This is a genomic window from Vibrio sp. QJM3NY_21 (assembly GCF_057785975.1).
Genome location: NZ_CM173513.1, coordinates 1,961,927 through 1,980,526, shown reverse-complemented (window position 1 = coordinate 1,980,526; position 18,600 = coordinate 1,961,927). Strand labels below are relative to the sequence as shown.

Below are 18,600 nucleotides of genomic sequence, written 5' to 3'. Positions count from 1 at the left end.
AGCGCGCAATAGACGATTAAAGTGCGTAATTTGCCGACCAGTTATCGAGAACTGATTGGTATGGCTTAATGAAATTCTCTTCTGCGAACTTACCTTGCTCAACCGCTAGCTGGCCTCGCTCTTCACGGTCGTACACGATTTGAGTTAGCGAGTGATCCAAGTTTTTCAAGTTTGGTTGGTAACAGTTGCCCGCAACCGCGTTCGCGTTGTAAATCTCAGGTCGGTAGATTTTTTGGAACGTACCCATGGTACTGATGGTGCTGATAAGCTCTAGGTTAGAGTAATCGTTCAGCAGATCACCAAAGAAATAGAAAGCCAAAGGTGCAACACTGTTTGGCGGCATGAAATAACGAACCTGTAAGCCCATCTTCTTGAAATATTGCTCAGTTAAAGAAGACTCATTCGGTTGGTATTCAAAACCTAATACTGGGTGTTGGTTTTCAGTGCGGTAATAGGTTTTATTATCTGACACACTTAAGCAAATAACAGGTGGTTTATTAAAGTTCTGTTTGTAAGCTTCAGAGTTAACGAAATATTTAAAAAGCTTGCCGTGTAAATCACCAAAATCTTCTGGAATGCTGAATTTATCTTGGCCTTTATTATGATCCAACAGAAGTACGCTAAAGTCATAATCTCGAACATAAGAAGAGAAGTTATTTCCGATAATGCCTTCAATACGCTCGTTGGTTTTGCGGTCTAGAATATTGGTTTTCAGCACTTCAATTGAAGGGAATGCTTCGCCGTTGCTTTCAATGTCCATATCAACAGAAATGATTTCAAGCTCAACAGAGTAACGGTCGCCCTTAGGGTTGTCCCAGTGTGCTAACGCGTTGAAACTGTTATCGATCATTTGTAGTGCATTACGTAAGTTCGCTTGACGGCTGTCACCGCGAGCCAGGTTAGCAAAGTTGGTTGTGATACGCGTGCTGTCTGCAGGCTGGTAGTTTTCGTCGAGGCTAATGCTCTTAATCGTAAAATTAAATTCTTTATTCATGCTGATTTGGTATCCCAATTTGTTTTCTGATTCTCTCGGTCTTTAGTATTAAAACGGCTTTTATTTTTAGCTTGTGACCGGATTAAGAATCGAAGGCTATGCTGTCTGACATTAATGCTTAGTAGAATTAATGTCGTATAAAGTTAATCGCTTAAGGTTTTTATACGTTGATAGGTTCACCATTAACAATGGTATTACTTCACATTGAACATGAGGAATATTCATGATCTATTCTGTTTGAATGTTTAAGTCGGTGTCAGTTATATTAATTAGCTTGATGGAAATATAACCACATTAATAGTGCGTTATTTAAGACAATTAATTTAATTAAGAGATGGATGAAATGAGTGAATTGCTGTTGTTGATTTTATACTGTGCATTATTAGGCAGTGGTGTTGGTTTTCTTGCCGGGCTTTTGGGGATTGGCGGAGGGCTGATCATTGTTCCGGTGCTAAGCAGCATTTTACTTCACTTAGAGATTCTACCTGCGGATCAAGTGGTTGTTGCGGCCATCGCTACCTCGTTGGCATCGATACTGTTCACCTCAACTTCTTCTGCACTTGCTCACCACAAGAATGGAAACGTGCCTTGGGACCTGGCGCCTTGGATCATGTTAGGGGTTGCTCTTGGCGCATTGGTTAGTGGCTTTATGGCGGCTTTGTTGCCAGAAAAAGTTGTTCGTATTGTGTTTGCAGTGAGTGTGGTTCTTATCGCAATAAAGATGTTCTTAAGCAGCAAAAACGACGCGCCTAAAGAAAGAAAACTGCCAAATAGGGGCATCTTAACCGTCCTGACAACGATCACGGGCGGTTTGTCTGCGATGATTGGCATTGGTGGTGGTGCATTACTGGTTCCGCTGTTGACGTTTTTCTCTGTCGATATGAAAAAGGCCATCGGTTGTGCGTCTGCTTGTGGCATTGTTATCGCGTTATTTGGTTCAATCGGCTATATCAGTTCGGGCAGCAGCCACTTTGCTCTAACTGACGGTTTTGCTGGTTTTGTTTATCTGCCTGCGCTGTTGGGTATTGTGTGCACGTCTTGGTTTACGGCTCCATTAGGTGCAAAAGCAACCAACCATTTACCGGTTCCAACGATTAAGAAAATCTTTTCAGTATTGTTGGTGGTTATCGCGGCAAGCATGGTGGCGCGTTAATTAAAGACCGCCCTCTGGCCTGTACTGATTCAGTTTCTTTATCAATTAGACATTTAGGTGCGAGAAAATGCATGTAAATGTCTAATTGCGATCTGAGTCTATCAATCGCCGCATTAACGCCTTTTAATGCATCATGGCTCATAATAAAATTGTCCTGTTTTATAAATATTTTAAATTTGGTCAAACACTTACCCAAAGGAATTTATGATGCCGCGGGAAATCTCCAACATGAGTTATACAACAAAGCTTGAAAGGGCATTCTTGCAACTCCAAGCCGCCAAAATTCTAAAATGGAACTACAACCCGCCATTGCATCAATGGTTAAGAAAGGCAGGACTTAAGTTAAGGCCGCCTTATTATGTGTCTTTTGGACGAAATGTAGTGGTGCGCTTTGTCGAATTCTTTGTCTTTTTCCTTCCTTTGATATCGCTGTTAAGTATATCGAGAGAGGGAATGACCTTTTCAAACTTGCTGTACGAATCATTCATCGCTGGTGCATTTTATTCTGTTTTTATGAGTGCGTATTACCTTTGGACATATAGGAAGTGCGATCTGACAAATTGGGAAGAGTTGTAAGCTAACAAAGCGATATAGAAGTAAGAACTATCGTTAAATTCAAACAAAAAGAGCAGTCACGAGGCTGCTCTTTTTTGTTTGCCAGTCTACATTTATACGATTATGTATATGAGTATGTTGATGAAATCTTGTTGTTTAACGGGATTCACTGCTATAGCTAAATGTATCTTGTTTGATTCAACGGAATGCTATCAATGAGTGGTTTATGGATCCTTTAACGCAGGGCGTGTTAGGCGCTTCTTTGTCACAGTCGGCAAGCCAAAAACAGAACTTGGTTGTCGCTGGGGTATTAGGTCTACTCTCTGGATTGGCTCCAGATTTAGATGCACTGATTAAGTCACAGACTGATCCTTTGTTGGCTTTGGAGTTTCATCGACAATTTACCCATTCACTCTTCTTTATCCCCATTGGCAGTTTGATCTGTGCCTTGGTTTTGCATCATCTCATTGCAAAAAGGCGCGGGCTTTCTTTCAAACAAAGCTGGCTGTTTTGTACTCTAGGTTACGGCACTCATGCACTGTTAGACGCTTGTACCACTTATGGCACGCAGTTACTTTGGCCTTTGACCAACGCGCGTTTTGCTTGGAATACCATATCAATAATCGATCCTGTTTATACGCTTCCCATCTTAATTTTACTTGTGTTTGCAACGTTGAAACGAGCACCTTGGCTAGCACGTGTCGCATTTGCTTGGGCTTTGGTTTACCCAACATTAGGGATGATTCAGCGAGATAGGGCAGAGGCGATTGGGTGGCAATTAGCGGAACAAAGACAACACACGCCGATTCGATTAGAGGCAAAACCGAGCTTTGCTAACATCTTGGTTTGGAAAGTGGTGTACGAAACAGAGGCTCATTATCATGTAGACGCAGTACGGGTTGGTTCATCGGTCAGCACGTATCCCGGAGAGTCGATCGTTAAGCTGAACGTTGGCAGGGATTTGCCTTGGCTCGATCCTGATTCTCAACAAGCCAAAGACATTGAACGTTTCCGCTGGTTTTCAAATGGTTATATTGCTCAGGACCCAACAGACGAGCTACGTATTATCGATGTCCGATATTCAATTGTACCGAACCAAATGAAAGCGCTTTGGAGCATCAAGCTATCAAAAGCAGTTGATGCAAACACGCATGTAAAATACGAAACTCATAGAGACAACACACCAGAGTCGAGACAGACCTTCTTCAGCATGCTCACGGGAGATAAATGATCTAGGTCTGAAGAGTAAAAAGGCTGAGCCAGATAATCTGCTCAGCCTTTTTTATTCGTCTATTACCTAGTTTTCTTTGTTCGAAAACTCTTTAATAAAACACTAAAGGTAACGGCTTCTTAGGTGGTCTTTGAAGTACTGCGCATTCAAGGTTTCGCCCGTTGCGCCTTTCACCAAGTCATCGGTGTTAAGCAGGCTGCCTTTACTCCAAATATTCGATTCTAACCAAGTGAAGATAGGTGATAGGTCGCCACTTTCAATCACAGAGTTCACATCGACTGTTTTCTTCATTGAAGCCATGAACTGAGCCGCGTACATCGCACCTAGTGTGTAAGATGGGAAGTAACCGAATGCGCCGTCTGTCCAGTGAATATCCTGCATGCAGCCATTAGTGAAATTTCCTTGAGTGTTTAAGCCAAGGTATGACTGCATCTTGGTATTCCATAACTCTGGAACGTCGGTGTGTTTGATCTTTCCGTTGATCAAGTCACGTTCAATTTCGTAGCGCAAGATAACGTGCGCAGGGTAGGTAAGCTCATCAGCGTCCACACGGATGAAGTCTTTCTTCACGCGAGTGTAGATCTTCTGGAAGTTCTCTTTCTCAAATTCTGAGCCTGAAAATTGCTGACCAGCGAGGTTCGCTAAGTGCCCAATGAATGGGTCGCTGCGGCCAACTTGCATCTCGAAGAACAAAGATTGAGATTCGTGGATGCCCATAGAGCGCGCTTCGCCCGCCGGTTGGCCTGCTAGGTGTTTTGGTAAGCCTTGTTCGTAACGCGCGTGCCCAGTTTCGTGCACGATACCCATTAAGCTTTGAACGAACTCCGCTTCGTCGTATCGGGTTGTGATGCGCACGTCTGAAGGCACGCCGCCACAGAATGGGTGAACACTTTCATCTAGTCGACCGTGTTCAAAATCGAACTGAAGCAGCTTCATGACTTCTAAACCAAGTGCTTTCTGTTTCTCGGTCGAATAGATACCCGATGGCGCATTGAATTGCTCGCTCGACTGTTTTTCGATCACTTCGTCAATCAGGCTTGGTAGCCAGGTTTTAACGTCTGCAAACAAGATATCAAGAGAAGCAGAGCTGGTGCCCGGTTCATAGATATCCAGCATGGCATCATAAGGCGTAAGGTTCGCTGCATCGGCGCGGATCTGCGCTTCTTCACGAGATAGCTCAACCACTTCACGCCAGTTCTTTTCGAACCCAACCCAATCGTTGTTACCACGTTGGCTGCGCCATGCATGTTCACATTTTGAACCCGCTAGAGATTTCGCTTCAACCAGCTTTTCTGGAAGTAGGTTCGCTTGTTGCCATTGGCGTTTAATTTCGCGCAGAGACGATTGTTGCTCGCCATTCAAAGCTTCGTTTTCAGCGTCTGAAATCCAATCGCCAAGCTGTGGTTGAGTCATTAACCCGTGAATATGAACCGAAAGCTCGGCCATCGCTTCACTACGAGCTTGATTACCACCAGATGGCATCATTGAAGCCTGGTCCCAACCGCAAATAGAGGCTAGGTGTTGAAAGCGTGAACATTTTTGAGAGTGCTCGACTAGTTTTTTGAATGCGCTCATTTGACTACTCTTAATTTGGTTTATTTAAATGATCCTTAGGACAGCGTCAGCTTTAAGGTTCATCTCTCGTGTACTTTGATTATGGCTCTGCTTTTTAATGACGCAGTACTTCGTAGTTGAAGATACAGCGATAGAAGATATAGCGATAAAAGCATGAGGTAGTACGATGCCTAGAATTTACTATTTCTTAACAAATCAAACTGTTCCATTGTGCACAAAATCAGTGACTTGTATAGCAAATGGCAATTGTTGCTTGCGAATTGTTCAGATAAGCGGTATTGATGATAGATCGCTGAACAACAATGACAATAATATGGATATTTTGAACTTTGAGGCATTTCTAATTGCCATCACTATTTTAACGCTAACGCCGGGCTTAGATACTGCGTTGGTGATTCGCAACACGAGCCGCTCGGGTTTATCTGACGGTGTAATGACCAGCTTTGGTATTTGTAGCGGCTTGTATGTGCACGCGTTTTTCTCTGCTGTAGGTATATCTGCAATTCTCGCCCAATCTGCAGAACTCTTTCAAGCCGTTAAAATGGTAGGTGCGGTTTACCTGATTTGGCTTGGCTTAAGCAGTCTACGCGCTTTGATGAAAAATGGCGGTGGGATGCAGGTCGGGGAGCAAGCTAAGCAAGCATACAGTGCCAAGCGCTCTCTACGCGAAGGCTTCTTATCTAATGTGCTGAACCCGAAAACGGCGGTTTTCTATTTGGCTTTTCTGCCTCAATTCGTAAACCCTGAAGGATCGCCTTTATTGCAATCTATGCTGATGGCTTCGGTGCACTTTATGATTGCGATGGTGTGGCAATGCAGTTTGGCTGGGGCATTGAACTCCGCTAAAAACTTGCTTAAGAACGCGAGCTTTATGAAGTGGATGGAAGGTGTGACGGGTATGGTGCTGGTGGGGCTGGGTGTTAAGCTTCTGATGGAAGAGCCAGTATAAGCTGAACCGTTTTGGGTATAGGTTATTGAGAGTCGTCCTAAAGGCTCTACACAATTGAATTAAAAAGAAGAAAGCCCACGTTAGGTTTGTATATAAACACTGCCGTGGGCTTTTTTGTTACTGGTAAATCGAGTGTTAGATGTGAGCTACTGCGTTATTCGACAACGCTAATGTTCATCTCAGCGCCTTCGAAACCTAAGTCACTTAACTCATCTGCATTAAAGTTGGTGGTAACTTCGATATCACCAATGCGCTCAGTGGTTTCGCTGACTGAATCAACGCTTCTTTTGCTACGAACACTGTTGGTAATTGGTGTTGCTTGGCCAATTTCAATGGTGCCTGCAAATTGAGATTCAGCGTTAAAGTCGCCAGATACGTAAGAGTGGAATGGGCGTAAGCTTCCTCCAGTCGCGTACTGCATGCTTGATAAACCGGCTTCTTTGATCGCCCAACCCCAGTCCCACCATTTCGTTTCGCCTGGAATGTATCTGTGATCCCATTGGTAACGAATATCGGCTGATTCATTGCTGCTGCGACCCATAGTGAAGGTGTGAGCTTTGTAAGGGCGGTTGTCTGGGTGGGTGTGCCATGCGTTACCACCCCAACGAAGGAAGCCGTTAAATTCAACATCGTAACTGATGTCAGCGTTGAATCGGTACGGATAAGAGATGGTTGAACGATACAACTCAACTCGAATCGGCAGCTCCGAATTCGCTGGAACCATAGGACGAGCTTGCAGTGTTACTTGCTCGCTAGTGGAGTTGCCATTGGTTTCAGCAAAGCTCTGGTTCGCTTCTAACTTAATTGTAAGCTTAGTCTCGCCAACCAAAGGCCACTTGAATGTATTCTCTGTTTGAACACTTTCGGAGAACCCATAGCTATTCGTTTTCGACCAATTTGTAGACTCATCGACTTTTAGGTCGACAACGACTTGCTGCGCGATGTCGCTTCTGTTTCTTGCCGTTGCATAAACGGTCTTAACCAGTTCACGATCGGACTCGACGACATCGCCGTGCCAAAAATTATTGTCGTTAACGGTGTAGGTGAAGTTATCGACGGTGATCTTAGTCTTTTCGTTACAACGATAACCATCACAAGAGCCACTGTTGTTACCTTGTATTACCCAAGAGTCACCCGAGCGGTTAATGGTCATGTCCTCACCAACATACTGACTGTTGTTACCGCCAACCCATGCATAACCTAGGTTGTGAGCTAGGTAGCTCAGAGGACGTACAAAATCATTGCGGTTGTTCACTAAGTCATATTCAACGTCTATCTCGCTACCTTCTGTGACGGCTTTGGCAGAGTAGTTTGGAATTTCAGATTGGTCATTGTTCGGATAGCAGAACGTTGACCCGCTGTTTGATTGTTTAATTTCGCCATGATAACCAGGCCCCATGATCACCCAGTTTCCTTTCAGCCCTGTGATCTGCCAAGTGCCCATACGAGCGACCAAAGCACTCTTTTGTTCTTCAGCCTCATAACGGTCTAAAGGGCGATAACCAGAGCGACATACATCTTCACCAAGTTGGTCAAACACTATTTGGTCCGGGTACACCTTTGCGTTTACACCGGTTGATAGAACAGACAACACTGCGGTTGCTAAGAGACTTCTGTTTATACTAATCATTAACAATTCCCTCGTTTGTAATTTTTCTATTTTGATAATGTTTTGTGTGCCGTGTAGTTAACAAGACAAGTTCACTTTTTCATGTTGATAAATAGATAGATACTGAAAAGGCTTGAATTAATTTACCCTTTTAATTCATCGGGTTGTATTGTTAAATGTGTTTATATGGTGAAAGTGTATGCAACTTAAAGGAAATTATTTGATGGGGCTCAAACCGTTTTTAGAAAAATAGAGTGTTATTATTTGGGCTTAAACGTCAAAACGCTTTGATGTTATTTCGTTACGCTTGATGTGAATGGTTAAGTAGAAAGCTAGATATAACCATTCACAATGTTCGTAACTTTAAGTTAGGATAAAGTCGCCATTGTATTACTGATAGAAGAATAAAAATAACCATCCGTTTTCTATGTGTAATATCGGCAAGGATCGTCATTTGATAATAAAGTAGCGGTTGCTGGTGGAAAAACTGTTCCTAATTATCGCTTAGCCAGAAGTTGTGTTCGGCCTGTATTACACGTTTTTATTATGGCAAATAAATCATTTGAACTTAAGATATCAATCTTTATCGTTAATGGGTCATTGTTGATTAAAAGATAAGGTGACAATAGGCTGTCATTCATTGTTTTATTTATTTTTTGTACAGAGACTAAGTCGATGGTACCAGATATAGAAAAGAAAAATGATTGAGAAGGGTTAGCTTTTCCTTTGAATCTCAGGACAATCGGGTTGGGCATGTTGTCGTCCTGGACTGACATAAGATGCAGGACTTCGTTGTTACTTATTTTTGTTAATCCATCGGTACGTAATACATTGTCATCCACTATGAAGTCCACCACACTATGTTGATAGCGATGCTCTTCTTTTGGTTGGGGCGAAGGGATATTCCATATGCCAACTAATAAAGCGAATGCGGAAATGAGTGCAACGAATGGCATCATAGCTGGCCTCTCTCTAGGAATAGCGCCAACTCGGTACTGGCTTTATCCAATTGTGTTGACGTGTAAAAGATATTGACAGACTGGCGTGTTGCTTTGTTGAGTACAGAGAGTTCTGAATAGCCGGGCTCTTCGCTAACGTACGCCACACAGTCACATTGATACTGATAGAGGATGCTTTCTAGCTCAGGAGTCATCGCCATTTCAGGATCTTGGAAAACTTGTACTTGACCAATCCACTGCTCGTTGAGTCGGTTAACTGGCTTGATATCACTGAGGTTTCTCTCATTGACTTTAGCGAAAGCCAATAACGCGGATGCCAGCAGCAAACATCCAGTAGTGAAGTAACACAGTCTATTTCGGTATGAGCCGACTTGCTGATAAGCAGGTGTCGTCTGTTTAGATTCAGATTCATGGCTACTTGTAATAGAGGCCGCAATACTGCCGTGACCTTGTGAACAGCGATTACCTAATGAACTGCTATGACTTAGTGAACTGGTATGACTTAGTGATATGTGGTCGCTCACTGGAGTGAGAAGTATAGTGGCTCCACTTTGTGGCTGCGATTCGATCAAGACACAACCATCGATAAGGCGGTAACCAACCTTTGGCACAGTCACGATTGGCGTCTCTTTGATACCGAGCTTAACGAATCCTTGGCGAAGCAAGCTGATACATTTCGCTAGTGACGTATCACCAATGAATTCGCTTCCCCATGCGAAACTAATAATATCTTGTTTGCGCACAATCTCAGGAGATTTTTTAAGTAATAACTCTAAAACACGAGTCTCACGATATCCTATTTTAATAGAACGTTCGTCGTTATAAATACGGTTTTTAATTGGGTCAAATTTGATCATATAGCCAACATTTTATTTTTATTATAATTCTCTCAAGAGTGTAGATGACTATAAACTGACTCATATGTGAATTAAAGTCACATATTTTATTATGGTGTTTTTTTGTGTGGTTGAAACAAAATGTTTATTATTCGTTTATGATAAAAATGACGCTATTTAGACACAACCTGTTAAATATAAGTAACATCTAATTAAGCGTTGGTTTTATTAGTGAACTTTTTATTAGTCTTTTCGTTATTTTAATTAGAACAGTCGCCGAATAAATATCCTATTATATTTTTGGGTATATAGGACAAGTAATAATGTAGTCATTTGAAGTGTTGAATCAATAAAAAAGCCCGCATTTATTGCGGGCTTGGTGTTCAATCAATTCAAGTTATGCTTCAACGGCTTCACAATCATTTGAAGAAGTTAAAGGTTTGAAGAATAGCTTTGTTTCTTCGATGACAACGTGGCGTAACAAGATAAGACCGATTAGGTTAGGAATAGCCATTAGGCCGTTCACGATATCCGCCATCAGCCAGATCATGTCGAGCTTTAGGAATGCACCAGAGGCAACCAACGCAATGAAGATGATTTTGTAAGGTAGTACGGCTTTGGTACCTAGTAAGAAAACAACACAGCGCTCACCATAGTAGTTCCAGCCTAAAATCGTTGTAAACGCAAAGAAGATTAAGCCAATCGAAACTAACATTGGACCTAGAGTATCGGCGTTTAAACCCACAGCGAATGCATGAGTGGTCATCGCAGCACCAGAGAGGTCGGTTTGCCAAGCACCCGTTAAGATAAGCGCCAAGCCTGTCATCGTACAGATGATGATGGTGTCAAAGAAGGTACCTGTCATCGAGATAAGGCCTTGCTTCACGCACGAGTCCGTTTTAGCCGCTGCTGCTGCCATAGGCGCACTACCAAGACCAGATTCGTTCGAGAATACACCACGAGCGATACCTGATTGGATAGCAAGCATGATGCTTGCACCAAAGAAACCACCAGTTGCAGCGGTGTTGGTAAACGCAGAGGTAACCACAAGGGTAATGGCATTCAGTAGTTGGTCGGCATTTGAAACCAGCACGCTCAAACACGCGACGATGTACATAATTGCCATGGTTGGAACCACTTTTCCTGCTACCTTCGCGATAGATTGAATACCACCAAGGGTTACAACTGCCACCAATATCGTAAGAACGACAGCAGACATCTCACGAGAAGCACCAAACGAAATTTGAGTTGCGTCTAAGATAGCGTTGACTTGTGGGAAGGTACCAATACCGAAGCAGGCAACACCTAACGCGAAGACAGCGAACATTACCGCTAAGATTCGTGAGCCGACACCGTATTGCAGGTAGTACATTGGGCCGCCAACCATTTCGCCATTGCTATCGGTTCTGCGGTATTTAACGGCAAGTAGACATTCTGCGTATTTGGTCGCCATACCAAAGACAGCGGCAAGCCACATCCAGAATAGGGCTCCAGGGCCACCAATCTTAATTGCGGTAGCTACACCAACGATGTTACCTGTACCAATAGTTGCTGAAAGTGCTGTACACAAAGCGGCGAAACTCGATACGTCACCCGTACCGGATTTGTCTTTGGTGAACACCATTTTTAGTGCGGTTGGGAGGTGTCTAAACTGGAGTAAGCCTAAGCGAAAAGTAAAGTAGATCCCCGTTCCCACTAGCAGAATAAGCAGTGGTGGTCCCCAAACGAATTGGTTGATGGTTTGTAGTGTAGCTTGTAGATGGTTCATAGTTTCCCCTTAATAAATATAAAATTTAAGGAGAAGAGGGAAGGCAGTGCGGATCTCAGGGATCGATAGCACTACTTAATACAGACGGATTTCTAGATAGAATTCTTTTGTTAATTAAGGCTGTTGCTTTCCACTCCTCTGTCCTTTTGCCTGAGAGTTTCACTTAGCGAATCACTTATAGATAAGTAACGGGCACTAAGCTTGCTCCTTCGGCGACCGCTTGCTACAAAAAAAGTAGTACGGTTCTCTCCAGAGGTTCCTCCAACGACAGTCCTCACTTTTCTGGATTTCTCCAGCATAAAGCACCTGAAAGATTTACTTCTTCGGCGGGTTTATCTAACTAAATGTTAATATTTAGTTAAAAACCACTCTCCTGCAGTCTTCATCGGAACAATTACCTAAATAATTAGGTAATCTGTAGGCGTATCCTAGATCATATAAAATGTGATGTCAGCTACAAAATATCTGTTTGCTCAAATGTTGTTCAACTAAATGATCAAACAACGAGTCTCTGACGTAACTTGCTTATTTAAATGGTATAAAATAGAGAAACAAGGAGGAGTTATGACTCGATTAATAGCGATTGTTTTTTTATTGGCTTTGGCATTTGTGCTGTTTCGTTACCGGACAAACGAAAAACTGCAAAAATGGGTAGTGATTGTTATCGTTAGCAGCTTCCTTTTGTATACGGCCAGCTTGATGATTTCGGAGTTAACTCGTTAAATCTGTCTGTGAGCAGATAGGATAAACGTGTTAGCAAAGCTCAAGTGCTTCTGGCTTGGGCAATAGGTTTAACTGAGCTTAAAGTATCAGTATCAGTATCAGTATCAGTGACCGTGTAACGTTAAACAAATTTTTGGGAGTACCCGCTAGTGAACCAGCAATCTGGACAAAGCGAACAAGATGAAGTGGTTGTTATTGAAGAACGCGATAAGCGCAGTCAGCTTTATATCGGCATTGCTGCGGTTATAGGTTTGGCGTTAGGTGGCTTGATCGGTTCTACAATCACGGCTTCGAAGTGGGAGTCCACTTATCAGGTACTCGAAACTCGTTATCAAGAACTGAATGACAGCAAAACACAGTTGATGACATCCGTTGAAACTAAAGTGGCAAAAGTCGATACCGAAATCGATGAAAAAGTAGAAGCCGCTCTAGTAAAACAAACAGAAGAACATCAAAAAGAGCTCCAAGACCTAGCGAAGCAGTCTTCGGTTTTAGAGAAAGCGAACTACTCGTTAGAGCAGCAGCTAAACGAACAGAAGCAAACGTTAGAGCAAACTCAGCAAGACAACCAGAAACTTAATCGTCAGGCTGACATGCAATCGACCTTGTTTGAGCGTTCGCGTGAAGTTTTCCGAAAAGAATTGCAGATCTCTCAAGAACTTGAAAAGCTTGAGAAAGAAAAAAATGAACTTGAGCAGAACCTTGGTTCTCTAAAGAAAGCGTGCGACGTTTTCTTAGATGGCACATCATGGGATGCTAAATCTGACGCGTGTGAGAAGCAGGATAACGCCAACTCTCGTCTGAGTGATATCAGACAAATGATTGAAGTCCACACCATGGATCTTAAGCAGATCAAAACGCTCACTGAAGAGATGGGTCTATAAGCCACAGGCTTTATTCAACCCAAAGATAGTTTACAGTAAATATTGAAACGCCCACATCACACACGTGATGTGGGCGTTTTGCGTTTTCTGGGGAGCATAGATCCGGTGCTTTCCCATTATTGATTATTTGAGTGTTTTCATTGTTTGCTTAGATATTTGTGAATAGTTACGTATATCCACAATGATATGTTACTTGTTGTCTATTAAATGACTTTGCATACATATTTTCAGATCAGAGTCGCTGCATAATAGTATTGTTCAGGATGAACACGCAGTCGATTGCTAGCTCGCATTTGGCTGCTTTGACGACAAGGGATGAAGTGATGCCAGAGTACCTTTGTGAGAACTGCACCATAGCTTATTGTTTCGATGATTGTCGTTCGCCACTAGCGCAAAAAGAGATGATCGAAGTAGAAGAATTAGTTCGTCGTTTCGACGTTGAGCACGATGATGAAAAGAGTGAAAAGGGCGAAAAGAGTGAGCAGGGCATTGAGGATAGTAAATAGCCCAACCATTCAGGCATAAAAATCCCCACAAGCAAAGCTAGTAGGGATTTGGATAAGTTGCAGTCCTGTTCTCGCTTTCTCAAGCAAAGGGTCTTACAAAAATTTTTAGAACAGTCTCGTTTATTAGAACTGTATCGTTATGAGACCTAAACTAGTTATCAGATCAACATCATTCTACTAAACGTTATTTATCGTAAGTTTTGATTTCACCTGATTTCACACGAGCAACAAATGATTGCAGTTCTTTCTTCACAACAGGCATTAGGAAGTACAGGCCAAGAATGTTGAAGATAGACATCGCAAAGATGGCTGCATCAGAGAAGTCGATTACCGCGCCAAACTGAATCGTCGCACCAATAACAACAAACACACAGAACATCACTTTGAAAATCAGTTCCGTTGTTTTGCCTTCACCAAATAGGTAAGTCCAAGCCTTAAGACCGTAGTACGACCAAGAAATCATCGTCGAGAACGCAAACATGATTACCGCGAGAGCAAGTGTGTATTTGAACACTTCTGCAGTTTCAGTAAACGATGCAGCAGTAAGCGTTACGCCCGTTAAACCTGTTCCATCATATGGACCTACGTTTAAGCCAGCGATAGTGATTACCAATGCCGTCATTGTACAAATGATTACCGTATCAACGAATGGTTCTAGTAGTGATACAAGACCTTCAGTGATTGGTTCTTTTGTTTTTACTGCTGAGTGAGCAATTGCTGCTGAACCTACACCTGCTTCATTTGAGAATGTTGCACGTTTTAGACCTTGGATTAGGGCACCAATGAATCCACCAACCACACCTTCACCGGTAAATGCACCTGTAAAGATTGCGCTGAACGCAGGGCCAACTTGATCAAGATTAGAACCGATAACAATCAGAGCCATACCGATATACAGAGCAGCCATCCAAGGAACAACTTTTTCCGTTACCGATGCGATAGAAGGCATACCACCAACAATCACAGAGAAAACTAAAGCTGCGAGTACAAGGCCAGTGATCACACCGTATTCACTCGGTACATCGAATGCGTAAGTTAACATGGCATGTGCTTGGTTAGCTTGGAACATGTTACCGCCGCCCAACGCACCTAAAATACACATTAACGCAAAACCAATTGCAAGGGCTTTACCTAGTCCACCGAGTCCTCTTTCGCTTAGGCCTTGGCTTAGGTAGTACATTGGACCACCTGAAACAACACCGGAAGGTAGAATAGTTCGGTATTTCACACCTAAGGTACATTCACAGAACTTAGACGCCATACCCAGAAGACCACACAAGATCATCCAGAATGTCGCACCAGGACCACCAATTGCGAGTGCAGCACCCACACCGGCAATATTACCAAGCCCAACAGTTCCAGAAAGCGCGGTTGTTAACGCTTGAAAGTGAGAAACTTCCCCTTCGTGTTTGGAGTTAGGGTCTGTGTACTTACCTTTAATAATGTCTATTGCCATCCCGACACGTTTAAATTGAACAAAGCCAAAGTAAACAGTAAAGATGATCGCAGCGAGCAATAGCCAGCCAACAATGATTGGGAAGTTTGCTTCACCAAGTGGAACACTTTTAAATATTAATCCAACGAACCAACCTGTGTAGTCATTAAAAAAACCATCAACACTTTGGCTCAAGTTACTGATACTTTGACTAAATGATCCTTCTTCTGCAAATGCACTGGAACTAAACAATAATATAAACCCAAAAAATAATTCACGTAAGTTTTTCATGGTTTTCCCTGTCTTTTTATTAAATTATGTTTGCTGCTGTTGTGTTTGTTTTTTATTTGATTTTTTACATCTCAGTGATTTATCTACTTCATTCGACGGCAACATAAACGGCTGTAGCTAGGTCGAAAAACGAAATAAATATAAGTACTGATCTTGCTTTGTATGGATATCCTTTTGGTATGTGAACCAATAAGACTATGGCATTCGGCCTACCAAGTCCTACTGATAATCCTATACATAAAAATAATACCCTCAAAGAAATTTTTACAATAAATTTACAATTGTTCGGGTTTTGTCATTGTTTTGGAATAAGTCGGTGCTTTTTAGGTTGTAAAAGGCATATGCAGTAGCTGTTATAGCGACGGGCTAAGGTGAATTATAGTGGGGGATGACAGGGAAGTCGGCGAGTTTGAATATTCGATATGTGCTTGTGAAGTGTTTAAACAATTGATGGCTGAAGATGGAATCAGGCCAGAGGGTATTAAAAAGGCCCTTTATCAGAGCCTTTTTAATGGTTTACGATGAACATGAACATGAACATGAGGCTTAGCGTTTAGAGACTAGCGCTACACGGATCTAGTAATACGTTTACTCGACTTGTGGTAAAGCTTTAGTGCTAATAACGAACTCCATAAAGCGACTTGTCCCCATAGCAATGTCCATTGAGACGCCACTTCTTGCCAAGATGCACCCATCTGATTAAGCGCTAAGAAACCTTGGATAGCTGGTGTGCTTGGGAATAACTGTGAAAGCAGTACTAACCATTCAGGCATCATTTCAACAGGCCAGATAAAACCTGAAGAGAAAATCAGCGGCATTGAACTGATTAACACCACAACCGTGACTAACTCTCTTCTTGGCACTAGCTCACCAATAAAAATCCCGATCAAACAACTGGCCAATAAGAAGGGCAGAAGTAAAGTCAAAATCTGTGTCGTTGAGGCGAGCAAATTTATTCCATACATCGAAAAGCTCGCGCCGAAGTAGTACATCGACAACAAGTAATAAATGCCAACTAAAGTACAGCAGCGAGCAAGCATCAGTTTTGCCGGAGAGGTCTTACTCCAATAGCCAAACGTAGATTGAGCGTTTTGGGTTGCCCCAACTAAACCAGAAGCCATGGCTAAGGTTTGTTGCAGGATCAACACAAAGACGGCTGGAACTACGTAATCGATGTATCCCATGCGGCTATTGAACGTTGGTTTTAGGTTCAAGCTAAACGCGCTGTAGCCTTTGGCTGCGGACTCTAAAGGTACTCCTTCTACTAACAAGTGACTGACCTTAACTTGTGCAGCTAACGTGCCACCCGCCTTGGCAAGCCCTTCAACAATGGTTCCATACACTAAGAAGTAAGAAGCATCGCCGGCGTAAGAAAGCGTCGGGCTCTTACCGAGCAGCAGGTCTTTATAGAAGTCTTCTGGAATGACGAGGAACCCACCGATCTCTTGGTTAAGTACGGCTTGTTTTGCATCTGCGATGCTGGAGTCTCGACGTACCAATTCGATTTGAGAGGTGGCATCCACCATTCGTTCTAATTGGTAGCTGCTTTGACTCTTGTCCAAGTTTACTACCGAGGCTCTAAGCTGCTGAGGAACTTGGTGCGCGTAAGGCAATGGATACAAGAATGAATAGAAGACCACACCACCAAATACCGTAAGAAGTACAACAGGGTTACGCAGTACCGCTAACAGTTCTTGCTTGAGCAGTTGAGTAAAGCTCATCGTTTTACTCCTTGTGGTGCTGATTGTTCAGATTTCTCTTGTTGTGTTGAAGGTGTTGAAGGTGTTGAAGGTGTTGAAGGTGTTGCTTTTGCAGATAGGGCTGCTTGGGCTGTTAGATCCGTTTGTGCAGACAGATTCGATTGCGCCAAGTGTTTCTTAATCAACAACATCACCACGAAAGCAGGAATCGCATACCAAAACATTGAGGAGAGGCTGATAAGCGACTGTGCCGCGCTCGCGCCATAACTTGATTGTGCTGTTTGTACTTCGATGTAGTGACTCACGGGCAATAAGCTTCTCCAGATTTGCGCTGCTGTGTTCATGTCGGTTACTGGAAAGGTAATCCCCATGAACGCAAAGCTTGGTGCTGTAAAGGCGCCAGCGAAACTCATCGCCCTTGCAGGATCAAGCGTTAAGAAGAAAAATAAACAACCCATGATGATACAACTGATGACGGTAAGCAGTTGGGCGACAGTCAGTGCCACAAAACTGCCGTTAAACGGCCAGTCTAAGAGGACATAGAACCAAAAGCTAAACGCGATACCAAACATCAAAAACAAGACAAGGTAGGGCGCTAGTGTTGATGTTAGTGATTTCATCGGGGCGTTGGATAACCAAGCATGAAGACCACGAGCTCTAACGTTCGCCGTCAAAACCAATATCGTGCCCACCACAATCATGATCTGCCATAGTGCAGGAATAACCGCAGACACCAAGAACTGAGCATAACTGGTGTTCTTGTTGAACAGTGGCGTGATCTGGCTTTGCACTGTTACTGCTTGGCCTAATGCTGATTGCACAGTGGTATCACCGTGTGATAACTGCTTAACGACCTCAAGTTGCGCGTTAAAAGTCCCCTGAGCCTGCAACAACGCTGAATTCACTAGCTTACCTATCAAGATAAATTGGCTGTTGTAGAACACAGACACTTGCGGATTCAATCCGAGCAGAAGGTCTCGGTCAAAATGCCTTGGTATCACAACATAACCGTAGATATCGCGTTCAATCATCGCTTTCGCCGCTTCACTCGCCGAGCTGTATTTCTGAGTGACTTGCAGCGTTGGTGATGCATCAACAAGACGTGTGAACTGCTGCGAAATTTGGCTGTGTTCCAAGTCAACAACCGCAACCGGTAAGTCACGAGCGATCCCTTGCGAAAAAATCAGCCAAATACTGGCAGCAAGAAGCAAAGGTATCCAAGTTAGGCAAGACAACAACCATTTGTCTTTGCGGACAATCGCCCACTGCCTAAGCAAGGTATTCTTCGCTCTATGATGCTCAATTGATTGCGAGCCTCTAGATTGTGAGCCTGTAGATTGTGAGCCTGTAGATTGTGGGGCTGTAGATTGCGAGCCTCTAGATTGCGAGGCTGTAGATCGCGAGCCTATCGATCGAAAGTTAGCAGACATAC

The 18,600-nt window shown here is 43.1% G+C and carries 16 protein-coding genes and 1 riboswitch; of the genes, 7 read left to right on the top strand and 9 right to left on the bottom strand.

Features of this window, described 5'->3' with window-relative positions:
* Window positions 1–16: 16 nt before the first annotated feature.
* Window positions 17–994: a DUF1852 domain-containing protein gene (locus AC3CID_RS08895; protein ID WP_029224723.1), complete on the bottom strand. Its 978-nt coding sequence runs from the start codon at window positions 992–994 to the stop codon at window positions 17–19.
* 343 nt (window positions 995–1,337) lie between these two features.
* Between AC3CID_RS08895 and AC3CID_RS08890 the strand changes: the two genes are divergently transcribed.
* From AC3CID_RS08890 to AC3CID_RS08880, 3 genes are all read left to right on the top strand, one after another.
* On the top strand, window positions 1,338–2,147 hold the full coding sequence (locus AC3CID_RS08890; protein WP_171330714.1) for a sulfite exporter TauE/SafE family protein: 810 nt from the start codon (window positions 1,338–1,340) through the stop codon (window positions 2,145–2,147).
* Between the two features lie 228 nt (window positions 2,148–2,375).
* Complete coding sequence (locus tag AC3CID_RS08885) at window positions 2,376–2,723, top strand: DUF6404 family protein (protein ID WP_171330712.1); 348 nt, start codon at window positions 2,376–2,378, stop codon at window positions 2,721–2,723.
* 205 nt (window positions 2,724–2,928) lie between these two features.
* Window positions 2,929–3,933, top strand: coding sequence for a metal-dependent hydrolase (locus tag AC3CID_RS08880; RefSeq protein WP_171330710.1), 1,005 nt, complete (start codon window positions 2,929–2,931; stop codon window positions 3,931–3,933).
* Window positions 3,934–4,035: 102 nt separating this feature from the next.
* On the opposite strand, the gene AC3CID_RS08875 is transcribed toward AC3CID_RS08880, so the two are convergent.
* Entirely contained in the window at window positions 4,036–5,508 is a 1,473-nt protein-coding gene (locus AC3CID_RS08875; RefSeq protein ID WP_171330708.1) for a carboxypeptidase M32, read from the bottom strand.
* A 313-nt stretch (window positions 5,509–5,821) separates the two neighbouring features.
* On the opposite strand from AC3CID_RS08875, the gene AC3CID_RS08870 reads away from it, so the two are divergent.
* Window positions 5,822–6,457 carry a LysE family translocator gene (locus AC3CID_RS08870; RefSeq protein WP_171330706.1) on the top strand — a complete coding sequence of 212 codons (636 nt, stop codon included), beginning with the start codon at window positions 5,822–5,824 and terminating at the stop codon, window positions 6,455–6,457.
* A 154-nt stretch (window positions 6,458–6,611) separates the two neighbouring features.
* On the opposite strand, the gene AC3CID_RS08865 is transcribed toward AC3CID_RS08870, so the two are convergent.
* From AC3CID_RS08865 to AC3CID_RS08850, 4 genes are all read right to left on the bottom strand, one after another.
* Window positions 6,612–8,087 carry an aerolysin family beta-barrel pore-forming toxin gene (locus AC3CID_RS08865; protein WP_054547668.1) on the bottom strand — a complete coding sequence of 492 codons (1,476 nt, stop codon included), beginning with the start codon at window positions 8,085–8,087 and terminating at the stop codon, window positions 6,612–6,614.
* 476 nt (window positions 8,088–8,563) lie between these two features.
* A complete protein-coding gene (locus tag AC3CID_RS08860; RefSeq protein WP_171313520.1) occupies window positions 8,564–9,025 on the bottom strand; it encodes a hypothetical protein in 462 nt (153 codons plus the stop codon).
* Window positions 9,022–9,882, bottom strand: a complete 861-nt coding sequence (locus AC3CID_RS08855; RefSeq protein ID WP_171330704.1) for a winged helix-turn-helix domain-containing protein — start codon at window positions 9,880–9,882, stop codon at window positions 9,022–9,024. The genes AC3CID_RS08860 and AC3CID_RS08855 overlap by 4 nt, the downstream gene beginning before the upstream one ends.
* 376 nt (window positions 9,883–10,258) lie before the next feature.
* A complete protein-coding gene (locus AC3CID_RS08850) occupies window positions 10,259–11,629 on the bottom strand; it encodes an alanine/glycine:cation symporter family protein (protein ID WP_171330702.1) in 1,371 nt (456 codons plus the stop codon).
* A gap of 128 nt (window positions 11,630–11,757) precedes the next feature.
* Window positions 11,758–11,892, bottom strand: a riboswitch (glycine riboswitch).
* 301 nt (window positions 11,893–12,193) lie between these two features.
* Between AC3CID_RS08850 and AC3CID_RS08845 the strand changes: the two genes are divergently transcribed.
* The 3 genes from AC3CID_RS08845 (at window position 12,194) to AC3CID_RS08835 (ending at window position 13,742) form a co-directional block, all read left to right on the top strand.
* Entirely contained in the window at window positions 12,194–12,352 is a 159-nt protein-coding gene (locus AC3CID_RS08845; RefSeq protein WP_004733573.1) for a hypothetical protein, read from the top strand.
* Between the two features lie 149 nt (window positions 12,353–12,501).
* A complete protein-coding gene (locus tag AC3CID_RS08840; protein ID WP_171330700.1) occupies window positions 12,502–13,236 on the top strand; it encodes a chromosome partitioning protein ParA in 735 nt (244 codons plus the stop codon).
* 323 nt (window positions 13,237–13,559) lie between these two features.
* Window positions 13,560–13,742 (top strand): hypothetical protein, encoded by a 183-nt coding sequence (locus AC3CID_RS08835; RefSeq protein ID WP_114634308.1) that lies wholly within the window; start codon window positions 13,560–13,562, stop codon window positions 13,740–13,742.
* Window positions 13,743–13,926: 184 nt separating this feature from the next.
* Here the strand turns inward: AC3CID_RS08835 and AC3CID_RS08830 are convergent, their stop codons facing one another.
* The 3 genes from AC3CID_RS08830 to AC3CID_RS08820 all read right to left on the bottom strand — a co-directional run bounded on the left by AC3CID_RS08830 (window position 13,927) and on the right by AC3CID_RS08820 (window position 18,598).
* Window positions 13,927–15,468 (bottom strand): alanine/glycine:cation symporter family protein, encoded by a 1,542-nt coding sequence (locus AC3CID_RS08830; protein WP_054547673.1) that lies wholly within the window; start codon window positions 15,466–15,468, stop codon window positions 13,927–13,929.
* 566 nt (window positions 15,469–16,034) lie between these two features.
* Complete coding sequence (locus tag AC3CID_RS08825) at window positions 16,035–17,189, bottom strand: ABC transporter permease (protein WP_488526410.1); 1,155 nt, start codon at window positions 17,187–17,189, stop codon at window positions 16,035–16,037.
* The gene (locus tag AC3CID_RS08820) at window positions 17,186–18,598 is read right to left on the bottom strand and encodes an ABC transporter permease (protein ID WP_488526409.1); all 1,413 of its coding nucleotides are present in this window, start codon (window positions 18,596–18,598) and stop codon (window positions 17,186–17,188) included. Before AC3CID_RS08820 ends, AC3CID_RS08825 begins: the two co-directional genes overlap by 4 nt.
* Window positions 18,599–18,600: the final 2 nt, after the last annotated feature.